Consider the following 16,504-nt stretch of genomic DNA (forward strand, 5'->3'; position numbering starts at 1 on the left):
ATCAAACTAATGAAATCAGAAATAAGGAAACGACTGGCGGCGCTGCGTGCTGTAATGCAAAAATCGGGGATCGATGCCTGGTATATTTCAGGAACTGATCCGCATTCAAGCGAATATTTACCGATTCGCTGGCAAACACGTCAGTTTATTTCGGGTTTTACCGGCTCGTACGGTGTGTTGGTTGTTACGCAAAAAGATGCTGCTTTGTGGACCGATTCCCGCTATTTCCTTCAGGCTGAGGAACAATTAGAAGGAACAGGTATTGTTATGCAGAAACTTCGTGTTCCGGAAGCGGTACTGCCGGAACAATGGATTCTGGAGAAATTACCGGCAGAAAGCAGGGTAGGGGTTGACACACAAACGATATCTACCGAAGGATTTAGACAGTTTGAAAATGTCTTAAAAAAGGGAAATATTGCTTTAGTAGCTACAGGTGATCTGTTTGAACAAATATGGCAGAACAGGCCAGATTTTCCGGCTAATGAGGTTTTTGAATTCGAGCTAAAATATACCGGTTTATCAAGAAAAGAAAAACAAGAGCAGTTAATTACTGCAACAACTAAGGCTGGTGCCAACTATCACCTGATTACGATGCTTGATGAACTGGCCTGGCAGTATAATCTGCGTGGATCTGATATTTTGTATAACCCGGTGTTTTGTGCCTATGCCTTGGTGGGTAAAAACAAGAGTTATTTGTTTGTAAATAAAAATAAACTCAACGATAAAACACTTGACAGTTTGCATAACGATGGTGTTGAAATTCTGGATTATGAAAAGTTTTATGACTTTTTATCAGAACTAAAAGGTCAGAAAATATACCTTGATACCAACACAGCTAACTTTGCTGCTTTTTCAAATATCAGGTTAAAGAATGAAATTGTAGAAGGAACATCTATTGTATCGTTACTAAAAGCCAAAAAGAATCCGGTGGAACTTGAAGGTTTTAGAACAGCGATGTTAAAAGATGGTGTTGCTTTGGTGGAGTTTTTATTCTGGTTAAAACAAACAGTAGGTAAATCCGCTGTTTCAGAATTTACTATTGGTGAGAAGTTAAAAGAATGCCGGGCAAAACAAGAAGGATTTATGGGGGAGAGTTTTCCTCCAATAGTAGGGTACAAAGAACATGGGGCAATTGTGCATTTAAGCGTTAACCCCAACAATGCTTTGCCTGTTAAGGCCGATGGTATTTTGTTGTTCGATTCGGGAGGGCAGTATTTTGATGGAACGACCGATATTACCAGAACAGTTGCCCTGGGACGGATATCGGAACAGCAACGAATAGATTATACGCTGGTGTTAAAAGGAATGGTGGCTTTATCGATGGCTAAATTCCCGTACGGTACTAAAGGGTGTCATTTAGATATTCTGGCACGTCAGCCTTTATGGCAAAACGGCATGAATTACGGCCATGGAACCGGGCATGGGGTTGGCCATTTTTTAAATGTGCATGAAGGACCAATGGCCATTCGTCAGGAATACAATGAGAATATGATTGAGCCCGGACACGTTTTGTCGAACGAACCCGCGTTTTATCGCAAAGGGCAATACGGAATTCGGACAGAGAATATGATTGTTTGCAAAGAAATGGAAGAAACTCAATACGGCAAATTTCTTGGTTTTGAAACCTTAACGCTGTGTCCGATCGACTTGGAATTGATAAAAACAGACCTTCTCTCATTTGAAGAGACACAATGGCTTAATAAGTACCACCAAATGGTAAACCAAAAATTAAAGCCCTGTTTGGCAAAAGAATATCACGAGTTCTTAGACGATCTTACCCAGCAAATTTAATTCGATAAAGGCAGTGTAAAACAAAAAGTACTGCCCTCATTTTCTTTGCTTGTTACCGAAATTGTACCACCGTTTTTCTCAACAAACTCTTTGCAAAGGTGCAACCCCAAACCCGTTCCGCTTTCATGCGAGGTGCCAAACCGTTGGGTTTTGCTACTTAGGTTAAACAGTTCGTTTTTGGTTTTTTCATCCATTCCAATACCATCATCCGATATACAAAAGCTTATTAATTGGTGGTTGATGCTGCTGGTAACGGTAATGTTGCCATTAATATTTGTAAATTTTATGGCGTTTGAAATTAAGTTTCTGAACACTGTTGATATCATGTTTTCATCGGCATAACATCTTACGGAGTCATCCACTTTGTTTACGATTTTTATTTCTTTAGAATCAGCGTGTTGTTTTAAAACGTCGATGTTGTTTTGAACAATATTTTTGGGGTTAATTTCCGATGGCTCAACAACCACCTTGCCGGTTTGCGAGCGCGACCATTCCAACAAATTTTGCAATAATGTGTAGGTGTTTTTCGAGGCTTTGTTGATGTCCATTACAAAATCCAGTTTGTCTTCATCCGGAAAGATATCCCAGTTTTCGAGCATGGCCTCTGATAGTCCAAGTAACGCATTGAACGGACTTTTTAGGTCGTGGGCAATTATCGAAAAGAATTTATCTTTTGCAGCATTAGCTTTTCGCAGTTCTTCGGTTCGCTCAATCACTTGTTCTTCCAACGAAGCATTCAGTTCAAGCAATTCCTTATTTTGTTTTCGGATTTTTACTTCCTGGAAAAAACTTTTAACGGCTTCCTTTACCGTTAAAACCAAATCATTTTTGTCCCATGGTTTAGAGATAAAACGATAAAGTTGAGCATTATTTATGGCATTACTAATTCCTTCGATACTGGCCTGTCCCGTAAGTAATATTTTTAACGAGTCGGGCGAAAGTTTATGAATCTCCTTAAGCAACTCATCTCCTTTCATTCCGGGCATAATGTAATCCGAGATAACAACAGGTACCTGTTGGCCTTCATCAAGTAATTCTTTAAAAAACTCTAATGCATCCTCTCCACTGTCTGATGTTTCAATATTATACTCCTCTCCAAACGATGCCTGAAGCTGTTCCTGAATAGCGTCAAGAATTATTTCTTCATCATCAACGCAAATTATGGTTTGCTTATTCATCTGATCCGTATTTTTCAATTTTTACTAAGCCCGTTTTTATCACTTTTTCTAAATCCTGTGCCGACCAGGGCTTGGTTAGATAGGCATGTAAATCGGCATTGTTAATGGCATTGTTAACAGCCGATTCGTCGGCCTGTCCCGTTAACATAACCTTTACTATTTTTGGAAATTTTTTATGAACATCAATAAGAAATTCGTCGCCTTTTTGTCCTGGCATTAACCAGTCAGAAACAATCACAAGCACATCAATATCTTCTTCTGCAAGCTCTTCAATAACCTCCAGTCCTTCGGCCGCATTTTCCGCCGATTCATAAAGGTATTCGTTGCCAAACATATTTTTTATCTGTTCGCCAAGGCTGTCCAGAATTATACTTTCATCGTCAACACAAACTATCGCTTTCTTTTTCATGTACTAATAATTATTTCGTTAAAGGCAAATGCTGGCTTTGTAAGGGCATCTTTTTTATACAACTACTTTGCAATACTTCTCCTCTGTTTTTTTATATTTCTCAATGTACGATTCGTACAAAAAAAATTTGGTTTTAATTAACGGGCAATGTAACAATAAATGTTGTCCCTTTTTCAGGTTCGCTTGTAAAATCGAGGTTAGCCTGATGTTTTTCAATAATTTTTAAAACCAGGTCGAGTCCAATACCGGTACCTTCTCCAGCTTTCTTTGTTGTAAAGAATGGCTCAAAAATCTTCTCGTGATGTTCTTTGGGAATACCACAACCTGTATCGCCTATGCTTACCTGAACTCGTTCTCCCAGGTTTTTTATTCCAATTGAAAGGGTGCCCTGGTTATTCATTGCTTGAATGGCATTGGAAACAAGGTTCGTCCACACCTGCACCAACTCGTCGGGATAACAGCTAATAAATGGTATTTCATCGTACTCCTGAACTACCTCAATGCCCTGTTTTATGCGGTTATGATGTAGTGTTAATACCATTTCAATATTCTCGATAAGATTGGTTTTTTCTTTTGCCAATCCCTGATCTTTATGGGTAAATCGTTTTAGGGCAAACACTACTTTTGCAGCCTTGTCAACCGCCAGTTTAATGTTCTCCGAGTTTTTACGTACGGAGTAAATATCTTTTATCGATTTTAATACAAATCCCGGGTTTTTAATAGTGAGCAGGGCAATTACATCATCAACCTGTTCGTACAAATTAAGATAAAGCAAATAATCGGTTAGGTTAAATATATCTGTATGTCCGGCTTGCTCCAGCTTTTGTTTGATTTGTTTTTTGTAAAAACGTTTTTCTTTTGAAGTAAGCGAAGGTTTCTTCTGGTCAATCATCTTCATTATCCGGAGAAAAACCAACAGTTCTTGCTCCGACAGACGTGTGAAGAGAACGAATAAATTTTCCATCGAAGCATCAAGCGATCGGGAGATGTTGTCGACAGATGCGTTAATGGCTCCGATTGGGGTGTTAATTTCGTGGGCGACACCGGCAATCAGGTTTCCGAGAGCACGCATTTTTTCTGATTGTACCAGTTGCGATTGGGTGCGTTTTAAATCGGCAATAGTTGCTTCCAAAGCCTCGGTTTGCTGTTTCAGCATTTCGTTTTGCTTTTGTATGGTTTTTTCACGCTCTTTTCTTCTGGTTATATCGTGCGCAACCCCTTCAATTGAGATTAGTTCACCATTATCATTGTACAAGGGTGATTCTGTTATTTCAATAACCTTAATTTTTCCGTTTTTGGCATACAACTCAAACTGAAATGTTTTCTGCTTTTCGCCCGTTGCACTTTTCTTTAAAACCTCAATGGTTTCTTTATTCAGTTTGCTCTCAGTCATATGTCTTACCAAACCCTTCTTGGCCTCTTCAACATCATAACCAAGAACTTTTTCAACTGATGGGCTTATATATAGATATTCACCAGCAAGATTGTGTGAATAAAAGAAATATTCGTTGCCCAGACTTTCAATCAGCTGTTTGTATTTTTTTCCGTCCTTCATATTAAGTTTGATCTAATGCAAGCGTTGGGTTACCTATGAGATAGCCTTTTAACAGACGCATTTTTATAGTTTGTAAAGTTTTAAGCTTCAAATGTTCAAAAATAAAAATTTAGAGGGTATTTTTTTTATAATCATTTAAATAATGAAAAAAAATGAGGGATTAAAAACTTCAGATAACCTAAGACTTTGTTTTGAGACTATTATTTTTTCCAATTAATAGAAATGTGCAATTAATAAAGTACGCCGATATTATAATTAAGTTTCCAATGGAGGAATAGTCAATAAGCGTAACTGTTTTACCCAAAAGAGCTGTAACCCCGCCAATTGCCATTGCCTTAATTATGTTGTTTCTGTTCACCTTTACCCCTAATAAGCCAAATAGCATAGGAACAACAAAGGCTCCCGAAAAAAAAGCCAGCGCCATTAAAAGCGCCTGAATAACCGAGGTGATAAATAATGCGATAATAAGGCTGCCCAGGCCTATTGCAATTACCAGCCACCTGGTAAGTGGTAGTGATTTGGAATGATCCAGATCGCCAATAAATAGTTCACTTAAAATCATCGATGACGTTAGCAGGGTAGTATCGGCTGATGACATTACGGCAGATAATAAAGCCGCAATAAATAAACCGTAGGCCCATTCCGGAAGTAAATGTTGTGCAAAGGAAACAATCCCTTCGTTGCTGCTACCCGAATATACACCAAGGTAGGTTAGGGCAAAAGATATTGGAATAAGTAAAAAAGCTACCACAACGATGGCTGTTGTGGCTGTTTTTTCTTTTTTTGCACAGAATAGCCGGGAATAGATATCCGGACCAACCACAAAAGTTACCGAATAGGTGAGCAATAAAACCAGTAAATCAACAATTGAAAACGAAGCATTAAAAAGTGAACCAATCTGAAGTGGCTCATAATTAATGGTCTGACTTGATTTTAAAGAAAAAAGCACCAGCGCTGCCAGACCCGAAATAATTAAAAGGGCTTGTAGGCTATCGGTTTTCAGAATACTTAACTGTCCGCCAAGCAAGGTGTAAATAATGAAAACAATCGTGGCAACTATGGCAGCCATTTCATAAGATATAAAATCTAAACTTTGCAAGATTTTTGCCGCAGCAATAATCTGTGCAGCCACAATGCCCAGCCAGGCTAAAGGAATAATCAGGGTTGCAAAACGTTCAGCTTTTTTACCAAAAAAATTACCCAGCAATTCGGGTAATGTGTATTTTCCGTAACGGCGTACATATTTTGATACCGGAGCAAGAACAAATAAGCCAATAGCGGCAGAAAACAAAAACCAAAGTGCCGGCCAACCTGTATTCTGACTTAATTCAATTGTGCCAATAATTGCCGACCCACCCAATATGGTTGCCAGTAAACTGCCAGCTACCTGCCAAAAATTTGCGTTTTTACCGGCAACATAATAATCCGATGGTTTTTTTATGCTGAAAGCGGAATAAATACCTATCCCAATAATAAACAAAAAGTACAGAAGTATGGTTATTTCTTTTTGCATAGCTAATGGCGCAAATATCGCAATTTATGTAACAATTCGCTAAATTAGGAACACATAACAATAAACAACTGCACTATGAAAAATTTAGTTTTGATGCCTGCCATAATTTTATTTGTTTTGGCAGCTTGTTCTACAAACGAAAAAATTATGCCACCAGTAGCAAAGAAAATACCAAAAGAGTTAACAACACATGGGCATACACGAGTCGACAATTATTATTGGATGAATGAGCGTGAAAATCCGGAAGTGATTGCCCACCTGGAAGCAGAAAATGCCTATAAAGATGCGGTGATGAGACACACCGAAGAACTGCAGGAAAACTTGTATGATGAAATCAAATCAAAGATTAAAGAAAAAAATGAGTCGGTACCATACAAAAAGAATGGCTATTTCTATTATTACAAACAACTTCCGGAGAAAGAATACGACGTAAACTGCCGAAAAAAAGGATCGCTGGATGCGGATGAAGAAATAATTCTGGATGAAAATATTTTAGCAGAAGGACACGAGTATTTTGCCATTGGTGGAATGTCGGTCAGCCCCGACAACAAGATTCTGGCATACGGAACAGATACGGTTAGTAGAAGAAAATACACCATTCAATTTAAAAACCTCGAAACCGGTGAGTTGTTGGAAGATGCTATTCCTTTAACTACCGGAAATGCTGTTTGGGCAAACGATAATAAAACGGTTTATTATGTATTGAAAGATGATGTTACGCTTCGTTCTGAAAAAATTATGAAGCATACACTGGGAACACCGGTTGAAGATGATGTTGAGATCTTTTACGAAGAGGATGAAACTTTTTCCACCGGCGTATTTAAAACAAAATCAGAAGCATTTATCATGATTTACAGTTTTAGTACGCTTACCACCGAATTCCGGTTTATTGATGCTAATAACCCTGAAGAAGTATTTAAAATTATACAGCCCAGAACACGGGGACTAGAATATTCGGTCAACCATTTTGAAGATCATTTTTATATACGGACCAATTTAGATGCGCAAAATTTCCGATTGATGAAAACACCGGTGTTAAAAACGGAAAAGGAAAACTGGACCGAAGTTATTGCACACCGCGAAGATGTTTTTTTTACCGGTTTTGATGTTTTTAAAGACTACCTTATCGTTTCGGAACGTAAAGAAGGAATTACGCAGCTTCGTGTTATGCCATGGAAAGGGGAAGAGTATTACATTGATTTTGACGAAGAAGTTTATACAGCAAATTCGGATATTAATCTTGAGTTTGATAGCGAAGTCTTTAGGTTTAGCTACTCCTCGATGACCACCCCGACATCAATCTTTGATTTCAACCTGAAAACCAAGGAGCGCACCTTGTTAAAACAAGACGAGGTTTTAGGTGGTTTTGATAAAAATAACTACGAAACCAAACGTATTTATGCTACGGCCGGCGATGGAACCCAGATCCCAATGTCGATTGTGTACAAAAAGGGAATGGAAAAAAATGGTGAAAATCCAACAATGCTTTACGGATATGGATCATACGGTGCAACCATGGATCCACGTTTTCGGCTATCAATTCTTCCGCTCCTCGATCGGGGGTTTGTATACGCCATTGCTCACATTAGGGGCAGTCAGATAAATGGACGTGCCTGGTACGAAGATGGTAAACTGTTGAATAAAATGAACACTTTTACCGACTTTAATGATTGCGCGCAATTTTTAATTGATGATGGGTATACCAATCCTGAAAAACTTTTTGCATTAGGAGGAAGTGCCGGAGGTCTGTTGATGGGAACCTGCATTAATCTTCGCCCCGAATTGTATAAAGGTGTAATTGCAGCAGTACCTTTTGTTGATGTGGTAACAACCATGCTCGACGAAAGTATTCCATTAACCACCAGCGAGTTTGATGAGTGGGGAAATCCAAAAGTAGAAAAGTACTACCACTACATGCTGGCGTATTCGCCTTACGACCAGGTTGAAGCAAAGGATTATCCGGCCTTGCTGGTAACTACCGGCTTGCACGATTCGCAGGTGCAATATTGGGAACCTGCCAAATGGGTGGCCAAACTCCGCGAATTAAAAACTGATGATAATCCACTGATTTTCCATATAAATATGGATTACGGACATGGAGGTGCATCAGGTCGCTACGAATGGATTAAAGAAACGGCTTTACAATACGCCTTTATTTTCGATTTGATTGGAATGGAATAGAAATACTAAAACAATAGTTGCAAGCCCCGGTAATTTTTTGCCGGGGCTTCTTTTTATTTCAATCAATTATTTTAATCTGATAAACAATTTCTGGCTAAAAACATCCTTGATAACTCTAAAAAATAATTAAATTTGCTGGTGTCGTGTTCGCACACGATAACCAAGAATAAACCAATATAAACTTAAATCCAATAACAGTGAGAAACTTAATTTCGATTTTATTTCTTATTAGTTTCCTTCTAATAGGAACAACTACAAATGCCCAAAACGACTGGGTAAATTTATTTAATGGTGAAAACCTGGATGGTTGGGTACAGCGCAATGGTGAAGCAACATACGATGTTGTTGATGGTGTAATCGTTGGTACCACGGTAGCCGGAACACCCAATTCCTTTTTATGTACAGAGAAAAATTACAGCGATTTTGTTTTTGAAGTAGAATTGCTCGTAGAGCCCAATATGAATTCAGGTATACAATTCAGAAGTTTAAGCTTGCCTGGATACAATAACGGGCGTGTACATGGTTATCAGTGCGAAGTTGATCCCTCAGAAAGGGCGTGGAGCGCGGGAATATACGATGAAGCCCGACGTGGATGGCTTTATCCGCTCGATTTAAATCCTGATGCCCGAAAAGCATTGAAGATGGGAGAATGGAATAAATACCGCATTGAATGTATTGGTAATTCAATTCGCACCTGGTTAAATGATATTCCGGTGGCACATGTAATCGACGATATGACTTCTGAAGGTTTTATTGCCCTTCAGGTTCACGGTATCGGAAACAACAAAGAGAAAGAAGGCCAACAGATTAAATGGCGCAATGTGCGTATAAAAACAGAAAACCTGGAGCCTGCTTTTTATGCCAATATACATGTTGAGAACCTGGTGGCTAACGATTTAAGTATTGTAGAGAAAAAGCAAGGATTTAAATTGTTATTTGATGGTGAATCAACTGATTGCTGGAGGAGTGCAAAAACAGGAAAATTTCCGGAACAAGGATGGCAGGTAAAAGATGGTATTTTAAGTGTACTTTCAAGCAAGGCCGATTCGAGCAAAAAGGGAGGCGATATTATTACCAAAAAAGAATTTGGCCCCTTTGAGATGAAATTTGAATTTATGTATACCGAAGGCGCAAACAGCGGAATAAAATATGGCATAGGCAATAATGGCCCTGGTTTAGGTTTGGAGTACCAGATTTTAGATGATGAAAAACATGCTGATGCAAAAAAAGGAGCTGTAGGGAACCGAACCATGTCATCATTGTACGACCTGATACCCTCTACAAAGGAAAAACGTTTTTCAAAAGGTGCAGACGAATGGAATAGGGGACGTATTGTTGTTTATCCTTGTGGTAAGGTGCAGCACTGGCTAAACGGTAGAAAAGTAGTGGAATATACAAAGGGTGATGCTATTTTTAAAGCTTTGGTTGCCCGCAGTAAATATGCAAAATTCGAAGGTTTCGGAATGGCCGAAAAAGGACCTATCCTGCTTCAGGACCATAATGATACAGTGCATTTCAGAAGCTTAAAAATACGCGAACTTTAACGATAACTCATGACTAACAGAAGAGAATTTTTAAAAAAGGTATCAGCTGGAACAGCTGGAGTAGCAGTAGCCGGAACAACAATGGGGATGTCGGCAAAAAGTTACAGCAAAATTATTGGCGCAAACGATAAACTAAACGTAGCCATTATGGGCCTGGGGCGTCGTCTTGGCGCGTTCTACGATCCAATTGCCCAAAAAGAAAGCAATGTAGAATTGAAATATTTGTGCGATGTTATGCAACACCAGCGCGAAAAAGCAGCAGCCAGTATTGCAAAACGAATCGACTATAAGCCAAAACTTGAAAATGATTTCAGAAAAGCACTGGATGACAAAGACCTTGATTGTATAATTAATGCAACACCCGACCACTGGCATACTCCGGGAGCAGTTATGGCGATGCAGGCAGGCAAGCATGTTTATGTTGAGAAACCATGCAGCCATAACATGTACGAGAATGAAATGATTGTGAAAGCTGCTGAAAAATATAATAAAGTGGTTCAAATGGGAAACCAGCAGCGCTCTTCAGCACATACCATCGAAATTATTAAAGATATTCATGATGGAATTATCGGCGTACCTTATCGCGCGGTTGCTTTTTACATTAATAAACGAGGCGAAGTGCCGGTGCAAAAACAAGCTCCGGTGCCAACTGGTCTTGATTGGGAGATTTGGCAAGGACCTGCCGTACATCGCGAGTATACCGAAGAAACCTGGAATTACAACTGGCACTGGTACGGCTGGAATTACGGAACCGGTGAAACCGGAAATAATGCAACACACGAATTGGACGTTGCGCGTTGGGCTCTGCAGGTAGGTTTTCCGAACAATGTACATGTTGAAGCTGATAAACGCCATTTTTTTAACGATGGCTGGGAAATGTATGACACCATGGATGCCACATTTAAATTTGATGAAAACAAAGTAATAAAATGGGATGGCCGTAGCCGTTCGGGACACAATACTTACGGTATGGGTGGTCGCGGCACAATTATTTACGGCAGCGAAGGAACTGTTTTTGTTGATCGGGGTAAATACATCCTTTACGATAGAAACGGTAAAATTGTAAAAGACAGCAAATCGGCAACTCAAGAAGCGGGTACTGCACTTGGTGGAGGTGGTGATACCTCAACCAAACACGTGCAGAACTGGTTTAACGGTATTCGCGGAAAAGAAAACCTGAATGCCCACATTGCGGAAGGGGCTATAAGTATGACAATGGTGCATTATGCGAATGTTGCCTACCGTATTGGTCATGGTTTTGATATTTGTGGAAAAACAGGGATGATGTTTGACCGCGCTGCCATGAAGTTGTGGGGGCGAGAATATGATCCGAACTGGGAACCAAAAATCTAAGCAGAAAAAGAATAGAATTGATTAAAAAGAAAGGAATTTTTACCAAAATTCCTTTCCTTAAATAGCACAACCTTTACTATTTAAAACTGATAAAATGACATCAAGAAGAAAGTTTATTAAAAAATCGGCAGCTACTGTTGGGGCATTAACTATTGTGCCTTCAAGCGTTTTGTTTGCCAGAGATGAAATACGAAATGCCGCTGGTGAAGTAATCCGGGCGCGGGTTGTTGCACCAAGCGATAAGGTAAATATGGCTTTTTGCGGTATCGGAAATCGTGGCGGTCAGATTTTGAAAGCTTTTAACGAAACCGGTTTAGTGAATACCACGGTACTTTGCGATGTGGATATGGGAGCAAAACATACCGTTGAAAATATGAAAGCCTATCCGAAAGCTTCGCAATACCAGGATTTCAGAGAAATGATGGAGAAATCAGCTAAAGAATTTGATGCTGTTTGCGTAGGAACCCCAGACTTTTCGCATTTCCCGATTACCATTCTGGCCATGTCGCAAGGCAAACATGTGTATGTTGAAAAACCGCTCACGCGTACTTTTCATGAATCGGAATTATTAATACAGGCCGCCAAAAAATATAAGGTGGCCACACAAATGGGTAACCAGGGTCACTCTGAAGCCAATTATTTTCAGTTTAAAACCTGGGTTGAAGCCGGAATTATTAAAGATGTAACCCGCATTACAGCCCACATGAACAACAAACGTCGTTGGCACGGATGGGACATTAACATGAAAGAATTTCCGGTAAATCCACATATTCCGGAAACGCTGGATTGGGACACGTGGCTGATGACAGCAAAATACCACGGTTACCACGAGGATTTTATTAACGGACAATGGCGTTGCTGGTACGAGCACGGAATGGGTGCATTGGGCGATTGGGGAGCACATATTATTGATACTGCTCATGAATTTTTGGAATTAGGATTACCGGAAGAAGTAAATGCAGTAATGCTGAAAGGACACAACAATCTGTTTTTTCCTCAATCATCAACGCTGGAGTTTAAATTCCCGAAACGTAAAAAAATGCCCGCATGTACGATTAACTGGTTCGATGGTTTGGACAATATTCCGGCCGTACCTGAAGGCTACGGAAACCTGGAGATAGATCCGAATATTCCGCCACCAAGCACCGGAGCATTGCAGCCGGCAAAACTGCCACCCGGCAAAGAAATTTATGGAAAAGACCTTACATTTAAAGGAGGTTCGCATGGCAGTACCTTAAGTATTATTCCTGAAGAGGCTGCTAAAGATATGGCATCGAAACTGCCGGAGGTTCCTAAAAGCCCGTCGAATCATTTCGAAAATTTTGTGAAGGCGGCAAAAGGGGAAGAGAAAACCCGTTCGCCATTTGAGATTTCCGGACCGTTAAGCCAGGTGTTTTGTTTGGGTACCATTGCCCAACGCTTGAATGCCAATATCAAATTCGATAGAAAAACAAAAACGATTACGAATAACAAGCTTGCAAACGACCTGCTTATTGGTGCACCTCCGCGCAAAGGTTGGGAAGAGTTTTATAAATTGTAAAAATATTAAGCTATGGTTTAAAAGCTCTCTGATGGCTAATATCAGAGAGTTTTTTATTTTTACCGGTTGAAAAATAACAACCAATACAAATATGGCAGAACCTACAGTTTTTAGCGATACTTTTCTGGCTTTTGGCAGCCATTGCGATGTGGTACTTCCGAATGTGGAAGCCACCGAAGCAAAAAAAATATTCCAGCAGATTAAAACCGAGATGGAGCAGCTTGAAAGTTCTATCAGTCGGTATAGTTTAGTTTCTGATATTCACCAAATTAATCAAACAGAAAAAGATGTTTGGATTGATGTTTCAGAAGATGTTTGGGAAGTTCTTGCCATTGCCGGCGATTTTTATAATATGAGCCAGGGGGCTTTTGATGTAAGCGTAAATCCCCTACAAAAATTATGGTCGGAGAACGAACAGGTGGAAGACAACGAATTGAAGACCGTACGCGAGAAATGTGGATTTGATAAGATTGAATTTGATTTCGATAATAAAAAGATTTGTTTTCGCGAGGCAGGTCTTGAACTTGATTTTGGTGCTTTTGAGAAAGGTTTTGCTCTTGATATAATAAAACCATTGCTTTTTGAAATCGGAGTAAAAGATGCAATCGTAAGTTTTGAAGAAGACGCAGTGTTGGCCATCGGAAAACATCCGGTAGGCGAAAAATGGCCATTAGGAGTTAGAAATCAGAAAAGTCCCAATGAGTTTTTACATGTTTTTGAAACTACAAACCAATGTATTTTCACTGCTGGAACGGTATTTGTTCGTGACGACGGCGAAGGAATGAAAGAACGAAAAATTATTAGCCCGGAAAGTGGCAGGCCGGTTGAAGGGAAAAAAACAGTTACCGTAAAAGCAGACGCTGCAACTATGGGTGCTTTTATAGCAAACACCTGGTTGATTTTACCCGAAAATGATAAAAATATTATCGCCCAACAATTAAATAATGTCGAAATTTTGGAAGTAGAATACCTTGATGATGACGTGAAAACACGGCTTTCAATAATTGAAGGGGAGGAAAACTAATGAAATACTTTCTTATGCTGGTGCTGTTTATTGTAGTTGCAGTTGGTGTCTCCAGCGGTCAGCTTACAATGAAGAAAGAAACTGATGGAATACGCATTGTAGATGGTAATTCGGATGTGCTGTTTTATCAGGTTCAACCCAAAAGCAAAAATGGTAAATTCGAGCGCTGTAACTACGTGCATCCATTGTGGGGCATCGATGGGCAGGTTTTAACAGAAGATTTTCCTGCCGATCATCTTCACCATCGCGGAGTATTCTGGTCGTGGCACCAGGTGTGGATCGACGATAAAAGAATTGGCGACCCGTGGGAATTGTCTGATTTTGAGCAGGACATTAGCGAAGTTGAATTTATAAAAGAAGCCGACCAAACGGTTTGGATAAGAAGCGAAGTATTGTGGCTTTCAGATAAATGGAAGATAAATGGAAGAAAAGCACCTTATTTGAAGGAGAAAGTTGGCATACACGTGCACAAACGGGTTGGTCAATACCGTAAAATTGATTTTGAAATACAATTATTAGCTTTGGAAGAAAATCTTCGCCTGGGAGGATCTGAAGATGAAAAAGGTTATGGGGGATTTTCGGTGCGACTGGCGCTTCCTGACGATGTTGGTTTTATTGGAAAAAAAGGCACAATTGAACCTCAAAATACAGCTGTTTCATCACCTGGTTTTGTACAGGTAAAAGGTTCAATGGGGCAGAATAATTCAACTGCAGGAATAATAATTGTAGATGAAGCAACTAATCCGGATTTTCCACAGCAATGGATTTTAAGAGCCAAAAATAGCATGCAGAATGTTGCCTGGCCAGGGGCTAATCCTGTTTCACTCTCAACAACAGAACCTTTGGTGCTGAACTACTCACTTATAGTGCATGCCGGAAAAATGAAAACCAAAAAAATAATCAAAATAATAGAACCATAGTTCTTATCATTCTTTAGCATATATTTATGAGTACTGATAGAAGAGAATTTATAAAAAAATCGACAATTGCTGCAGCAGCAGTTAGTGTTGTACCAGGCCTTTTAAATGCCTGTTCCTCGCCTGCCGAACAGGTAAATGTTGCTTTAATTGGTTGCCGGTCGATGGGCTTTAGCAACCTGCAAAGCTTTTTGCGCAAAGAAAACAATGTAGCCTGCGTAGCTCTTTGCGATGTAGATAACAACGTTTTGGAAAATAAAGCTGCCGAAGTTGAAAAGATGACCGGTAAGCGACCGCTAACTTACAACGATTTCAGGCATGTTCTTGACAATAAAGATGTTAATGCTGTAATTATTGGAACACCCGATCATTGGCATGCCATTATTATGATGAGCGCACTTGAAGCAGGAAAACATGTTTATGTGGAAAAACCGATGGGACATAGTATTGAAGAGTGTAATGCCATGGTGGCCATGCAGGCAAAACACCCTGAATTGTATTGCCAGGTAGGAATGTGGCAGCGTAGTTCAAAACATTGGTTTGAAGCATCAGAGATAGTAAAATCAGGAATACTTGGAGATGTACACCTGGTAAAAGCATGGATTTATAAAGGTTACGATAAGCCTTACCCGGTAATGCCCGACGAGGATAAAGCTCCTGATTATGTGGACTATGATATGTGGCTGGGGCCTGCGCCAAAACGTGCATTTAACTGGAACCGCTTTCATTATAACCACCGTTGGTGGTACGATTATGCAGGAGGTGCAATGACCGACTGGGGAGTACACCTGCTCGATTTTGCCATGTTTGCTATGGATGCCGGAATGCCCGAATCTATTACTCCGGGTGGCGGAATCTTTTACCATGAAGAAGGTGCCATTGAAACTCCCGATATACAACAGGCAATCTATAAATATCCTAAACATGTTATGATATGGGAATGTGGCCTGAACCCTGGAATTGGACCCTATCAGCGTGGCCATGGGGTTGCATTTGTAGGCCAAAAAGGCACTTTGGTATTGTCGCGTAGTGGTTACGAAATTTTACCCGATAATAGCAGTGAATTAAAAGGTCCTTTCTTTGAAGCTAAAGTACAGAAAGCCTATGGCGACGGCTTAAATGAACATATAGATAATATGTTAAGCTGCATAAGAAAAGGAGGAAGCCTGAATGCTCCGGTTGAGGTTGGTGCCCAAACAGCTATTGTTTCTGAAATGGGAAATATGGCTTATAGGGTTGGGCAACGAATTAACTGGAATAATGCCACCCAAAGTTTTAACGAGCAAGTTGCGAATGATTTAATAAGATTGAATTATAACCCGAATTGGCAACTGCCAAAAGTATAGATTTTAATAGGATGAAGACGAAAAGCGGGAAGTTAGTTGTAGCTTCCCGCTTTTTTTCTAACCTGCCATGGTTAATTGCGTTTTTGTTGGTTTTATAACGATGTCGGTAAGAACAGGTTTTATTTTTACCTTTAACAAAATAATTTAAACAAA

At 39.8% G+C, this 16,504-nt stretch carries 12 protein-coding genes; 8 read left to right on the top strand and 4 right to left on the bottom strand.

What is annotated here, in order from left to right; translation table 11 throughout:
* Positions 1-9 precede the first annotated feature (9 nt).
* The gene (locus QZ574_RS11220) at positions 10-1,791 is read left to right on the top strand and encodes an aminopeptidase P family protein (protein WP_297089580.1); all 1,782 of its coding nucleotides are present in this window, start codon (positions 10-12) and stop codon (positions 1,789-1,791) included.
* Here QZ574_RS11220 and QZ574_RS11225 read toward each other — a convergent pair.
* From QZ574_RS11225 to QZ574_RS11240, 4 genes are all read right to left on the bottom strand, one after another.
* Positions 1,788-2,969: a hybrid sensor histidine kinase/response regulator gene (locus QZ574_RS11225; protein WP_297089581.1), complete on the bottom strand. Its 1,182-nt coding sequence runs from the start codon at positions 2,967-2,969 to the stop codon at positions 1,788-1,790. The two genes, QZ574_RS11220 and QZ574_RS11225, sit on opposite strands and share 4 nt — an antisense overlap.
* A complete protein-coding gene (locus QZ574_RS11230; RefSeq protein ID WP_297089582.1) occupies positions 2,962-3,378 on the bottom strand; it encodes a response regulator in 417 nt (138 codons plus the stop codon). Before QZ574_RS11230 ends, QZ574_RS11225 begins: the two co-directional genes overlap by 8 nt.
* 133 nt (positions 3,379-3,511) lie before the next feature.
* Positions 3,512-4,933: an ATP-binding protein gene (locus QZ574_RS11235; RefSeq protein WP_297089583.1), complete on the bottom strand. Its 1,422-nt coding sequence runs from the start codon at positions 4,931-4,933 to the stop codon at positions 3,512-3,514.
* Between the two features lie 178 nt (positions 4,934-5,111).
* Positions 5,112-6,446: a sodium:solute symporter family protein gene (locus tag QZ574_RS11240; protein ID WP_297089584.1), complete on the bottom strand. Its 1,335-nt coding sequence runs from the start codon at positions 6,444-6,446 to the stop codon at positions 5,112-5,114.
* A gap of 75 nt (positions 6,447-6,521) precedes the next feature.
* Between QZ574_RS11240 and QZ574_RS11245 the strand changes: the two genes are divergently transcribed.
* The 7 genes from QZ574_RS11245 to QZ574_RS11275 all read left to right on the top strand — a co-directional run bounded on the left by QZ574_RS11245 (position 6,522) and on the right by QZ574_RS11275 (position 16,351).
* Positions 6,522-8,627 (top strand): S9 family peptidase, encoded by a 2,106-nt coding sequence (locus QZ574_RS11245; protein ID WP_297089585.1) that lies wholly within the window; start codon positions 6,522-6,524, stop codon positions 8,625-8,627.
* 197 nt (positions 8,628-8,824) lie between these two features.
* Positions 8,825-10,171 (top strand): DUF1080 domain-containing protein, encoded by a 1,347-nt coding sequence (locus QZ574_RS11250; protein WP_297089586.1) that lies wholly within the window; start codon positions 8,825-8,827, stop codon positions 10,169-10,171.
* Positions 10,172-10,180: 9 nt separating this feature from the next.
* A complete protein-coding gene (locus QZ574_RS11255; RefSeq protein ID WP_297089587.1) occupies positions 10,181-11,524 on the top strand; it encodes a Gfo/Idh/MocA family oxidoreductase in 1,344 nt (447 codons plus the stop codon).
* A gap of 94 nt (positions 11,525-11,618) precedes the next feature.
* Positions 11,619-13,064 carry a Gfo/Idh/MocA family oxidoreductase gene (locus QZ574_RS11260; RefSeq protein WP_297089588.1) on the top strand — a complete coding sequence of 482 codons (1,446 nt, stop codon included), beginning with the start codon at positions 11,619-11,621 and terminating at the stop codon, positions 13,062-13,064.
* 91 nt (positions 13,065-13,155) lie between these two features.
* The gene (locus QZ574_RS11265; protein ID WP_297089589.1) at positions 13,156-14,088 is read left to right on the top strand and encodes an FAD:protein FMN transferase; all 933 of its coding nucleotides are present in this window, start codon (positions 13,156-13,158) and stop codon (positions 14,086-14,088) included.
* Positions 14,088-15,008 (top strand): DUF6807 family protein, encoded by a 921-nt coding sequence (locus QZ574_RS11270; protein ID WP_297089590.1) that lies wholly within the window; start codon positions 14,088-14,090, stop codon positions 15,006-15,008. Before QZ574_RS11265 ends, QZ574_RS11270 begins: the two co-directional genes overlap by 1 nt.
* A 26-nt stretch (positions 15,009-15,034) precedes the next feature.
* Positions 15,035-16,351 (top strand): Gfo/Idh/MocA family oxidoreductase, encoded by a 1,317-nt coding sequence (locus QZ574_RS11275; RefSeq protein WP_297089591.1) that lies wholly within the window; start codon positions 15,035-15,037, stop codon positions 16,349-16,351.
* Positions 16,352-16,504 lie beyond the last annotated feature (153 nt).

This window comes from uncultured Draconibacterium sp. (assembly GCF_913063105.1).
Classification (GTDB): domain Bacteria; phylum Bacteroidota; class Bacteroidia; order Bacteroidales; family Prolixibacteraceae; genus Draconibacterium.

Bases quoted from the DNA above. Each gene is read 5' to 3' on its own strand.
- QZ574_RS11220 (WP_297089580.1), top strand. From the start codon at position 10: ATGAAATCAGAAATAAGGAAACGACTGGCGGCGCTGCGTGCTGTAATG.
- QZ574_RS11225 (WP_297089581.1), bottom strand. From the start codon at position 2,969: ATGAATAAGCAAACCATAATTTGCGTTGATGATGAAGAAATAATTCTT.
- QZ574_RS11230 (WP_297089582.1), bottom strand. From the start codon at position 3,378: ATGAAAAAGAAAGCGATAGTTTGTGTTGACGATGAAAGTATAATTCTG.
- QZ574_RS11235 (WP_297089583.1), bottom strand. From the start codon at position 4,933: ATGAAGGACGGAAAAAAATACAAACAGCTGATTGAAAGTCTGGGCAAC.
- QZ574_RS11240 (WP_297089584.1), bottom strand. From the start codon at position 6,446: ATGCAAAAAGAAATAACCATACTTCTGTACTTTTTGTTTATTATTGGG.
- QZ574_RS11245 (WP_297089585.1), top strand. From the start codon at position 6,522: ATGAAAAATTTAGTTTTGATGCCTGCCATAATTTTATTTGTTTTGGCA.
- QZ574_RS11255 (WP_297089587.1), top strand. From the start codon at position 10,181: ATGACTAACAGAAGAGAATTTTTAAAAAAGGTATCAGCTGGAACAGCT.
- QZ574_RS11260 (WP_297089588.1), top strand. From the start codon at position 11,619: ATGACATCAAGAAGAAAGTTTATTAAAAAATCGGCAGCTACTGTTGGG.
- QZ574_RS11265 (WP_297089589.1), top strand. From the start codon at position 13,156: ATGGCAGAACCTACAGTTTTTAGCGATACTTTTCTGGCTTTTGGCAGC.
- QZ574_RS11270 (WP_297089590.1), top strand. From the start codon at position 14,088: ATGAAATACTTTCTTATGCTGGTGCTGTTTATTGTAGTTGCAGTTGGT.
- QZ574_RS11275 (WP_297089591.1), top strand. From the start codon at position 15,035: ATGAGTACTGATAGAAGAGAATTTATAAAAAAATCGACAATTGCTGCA.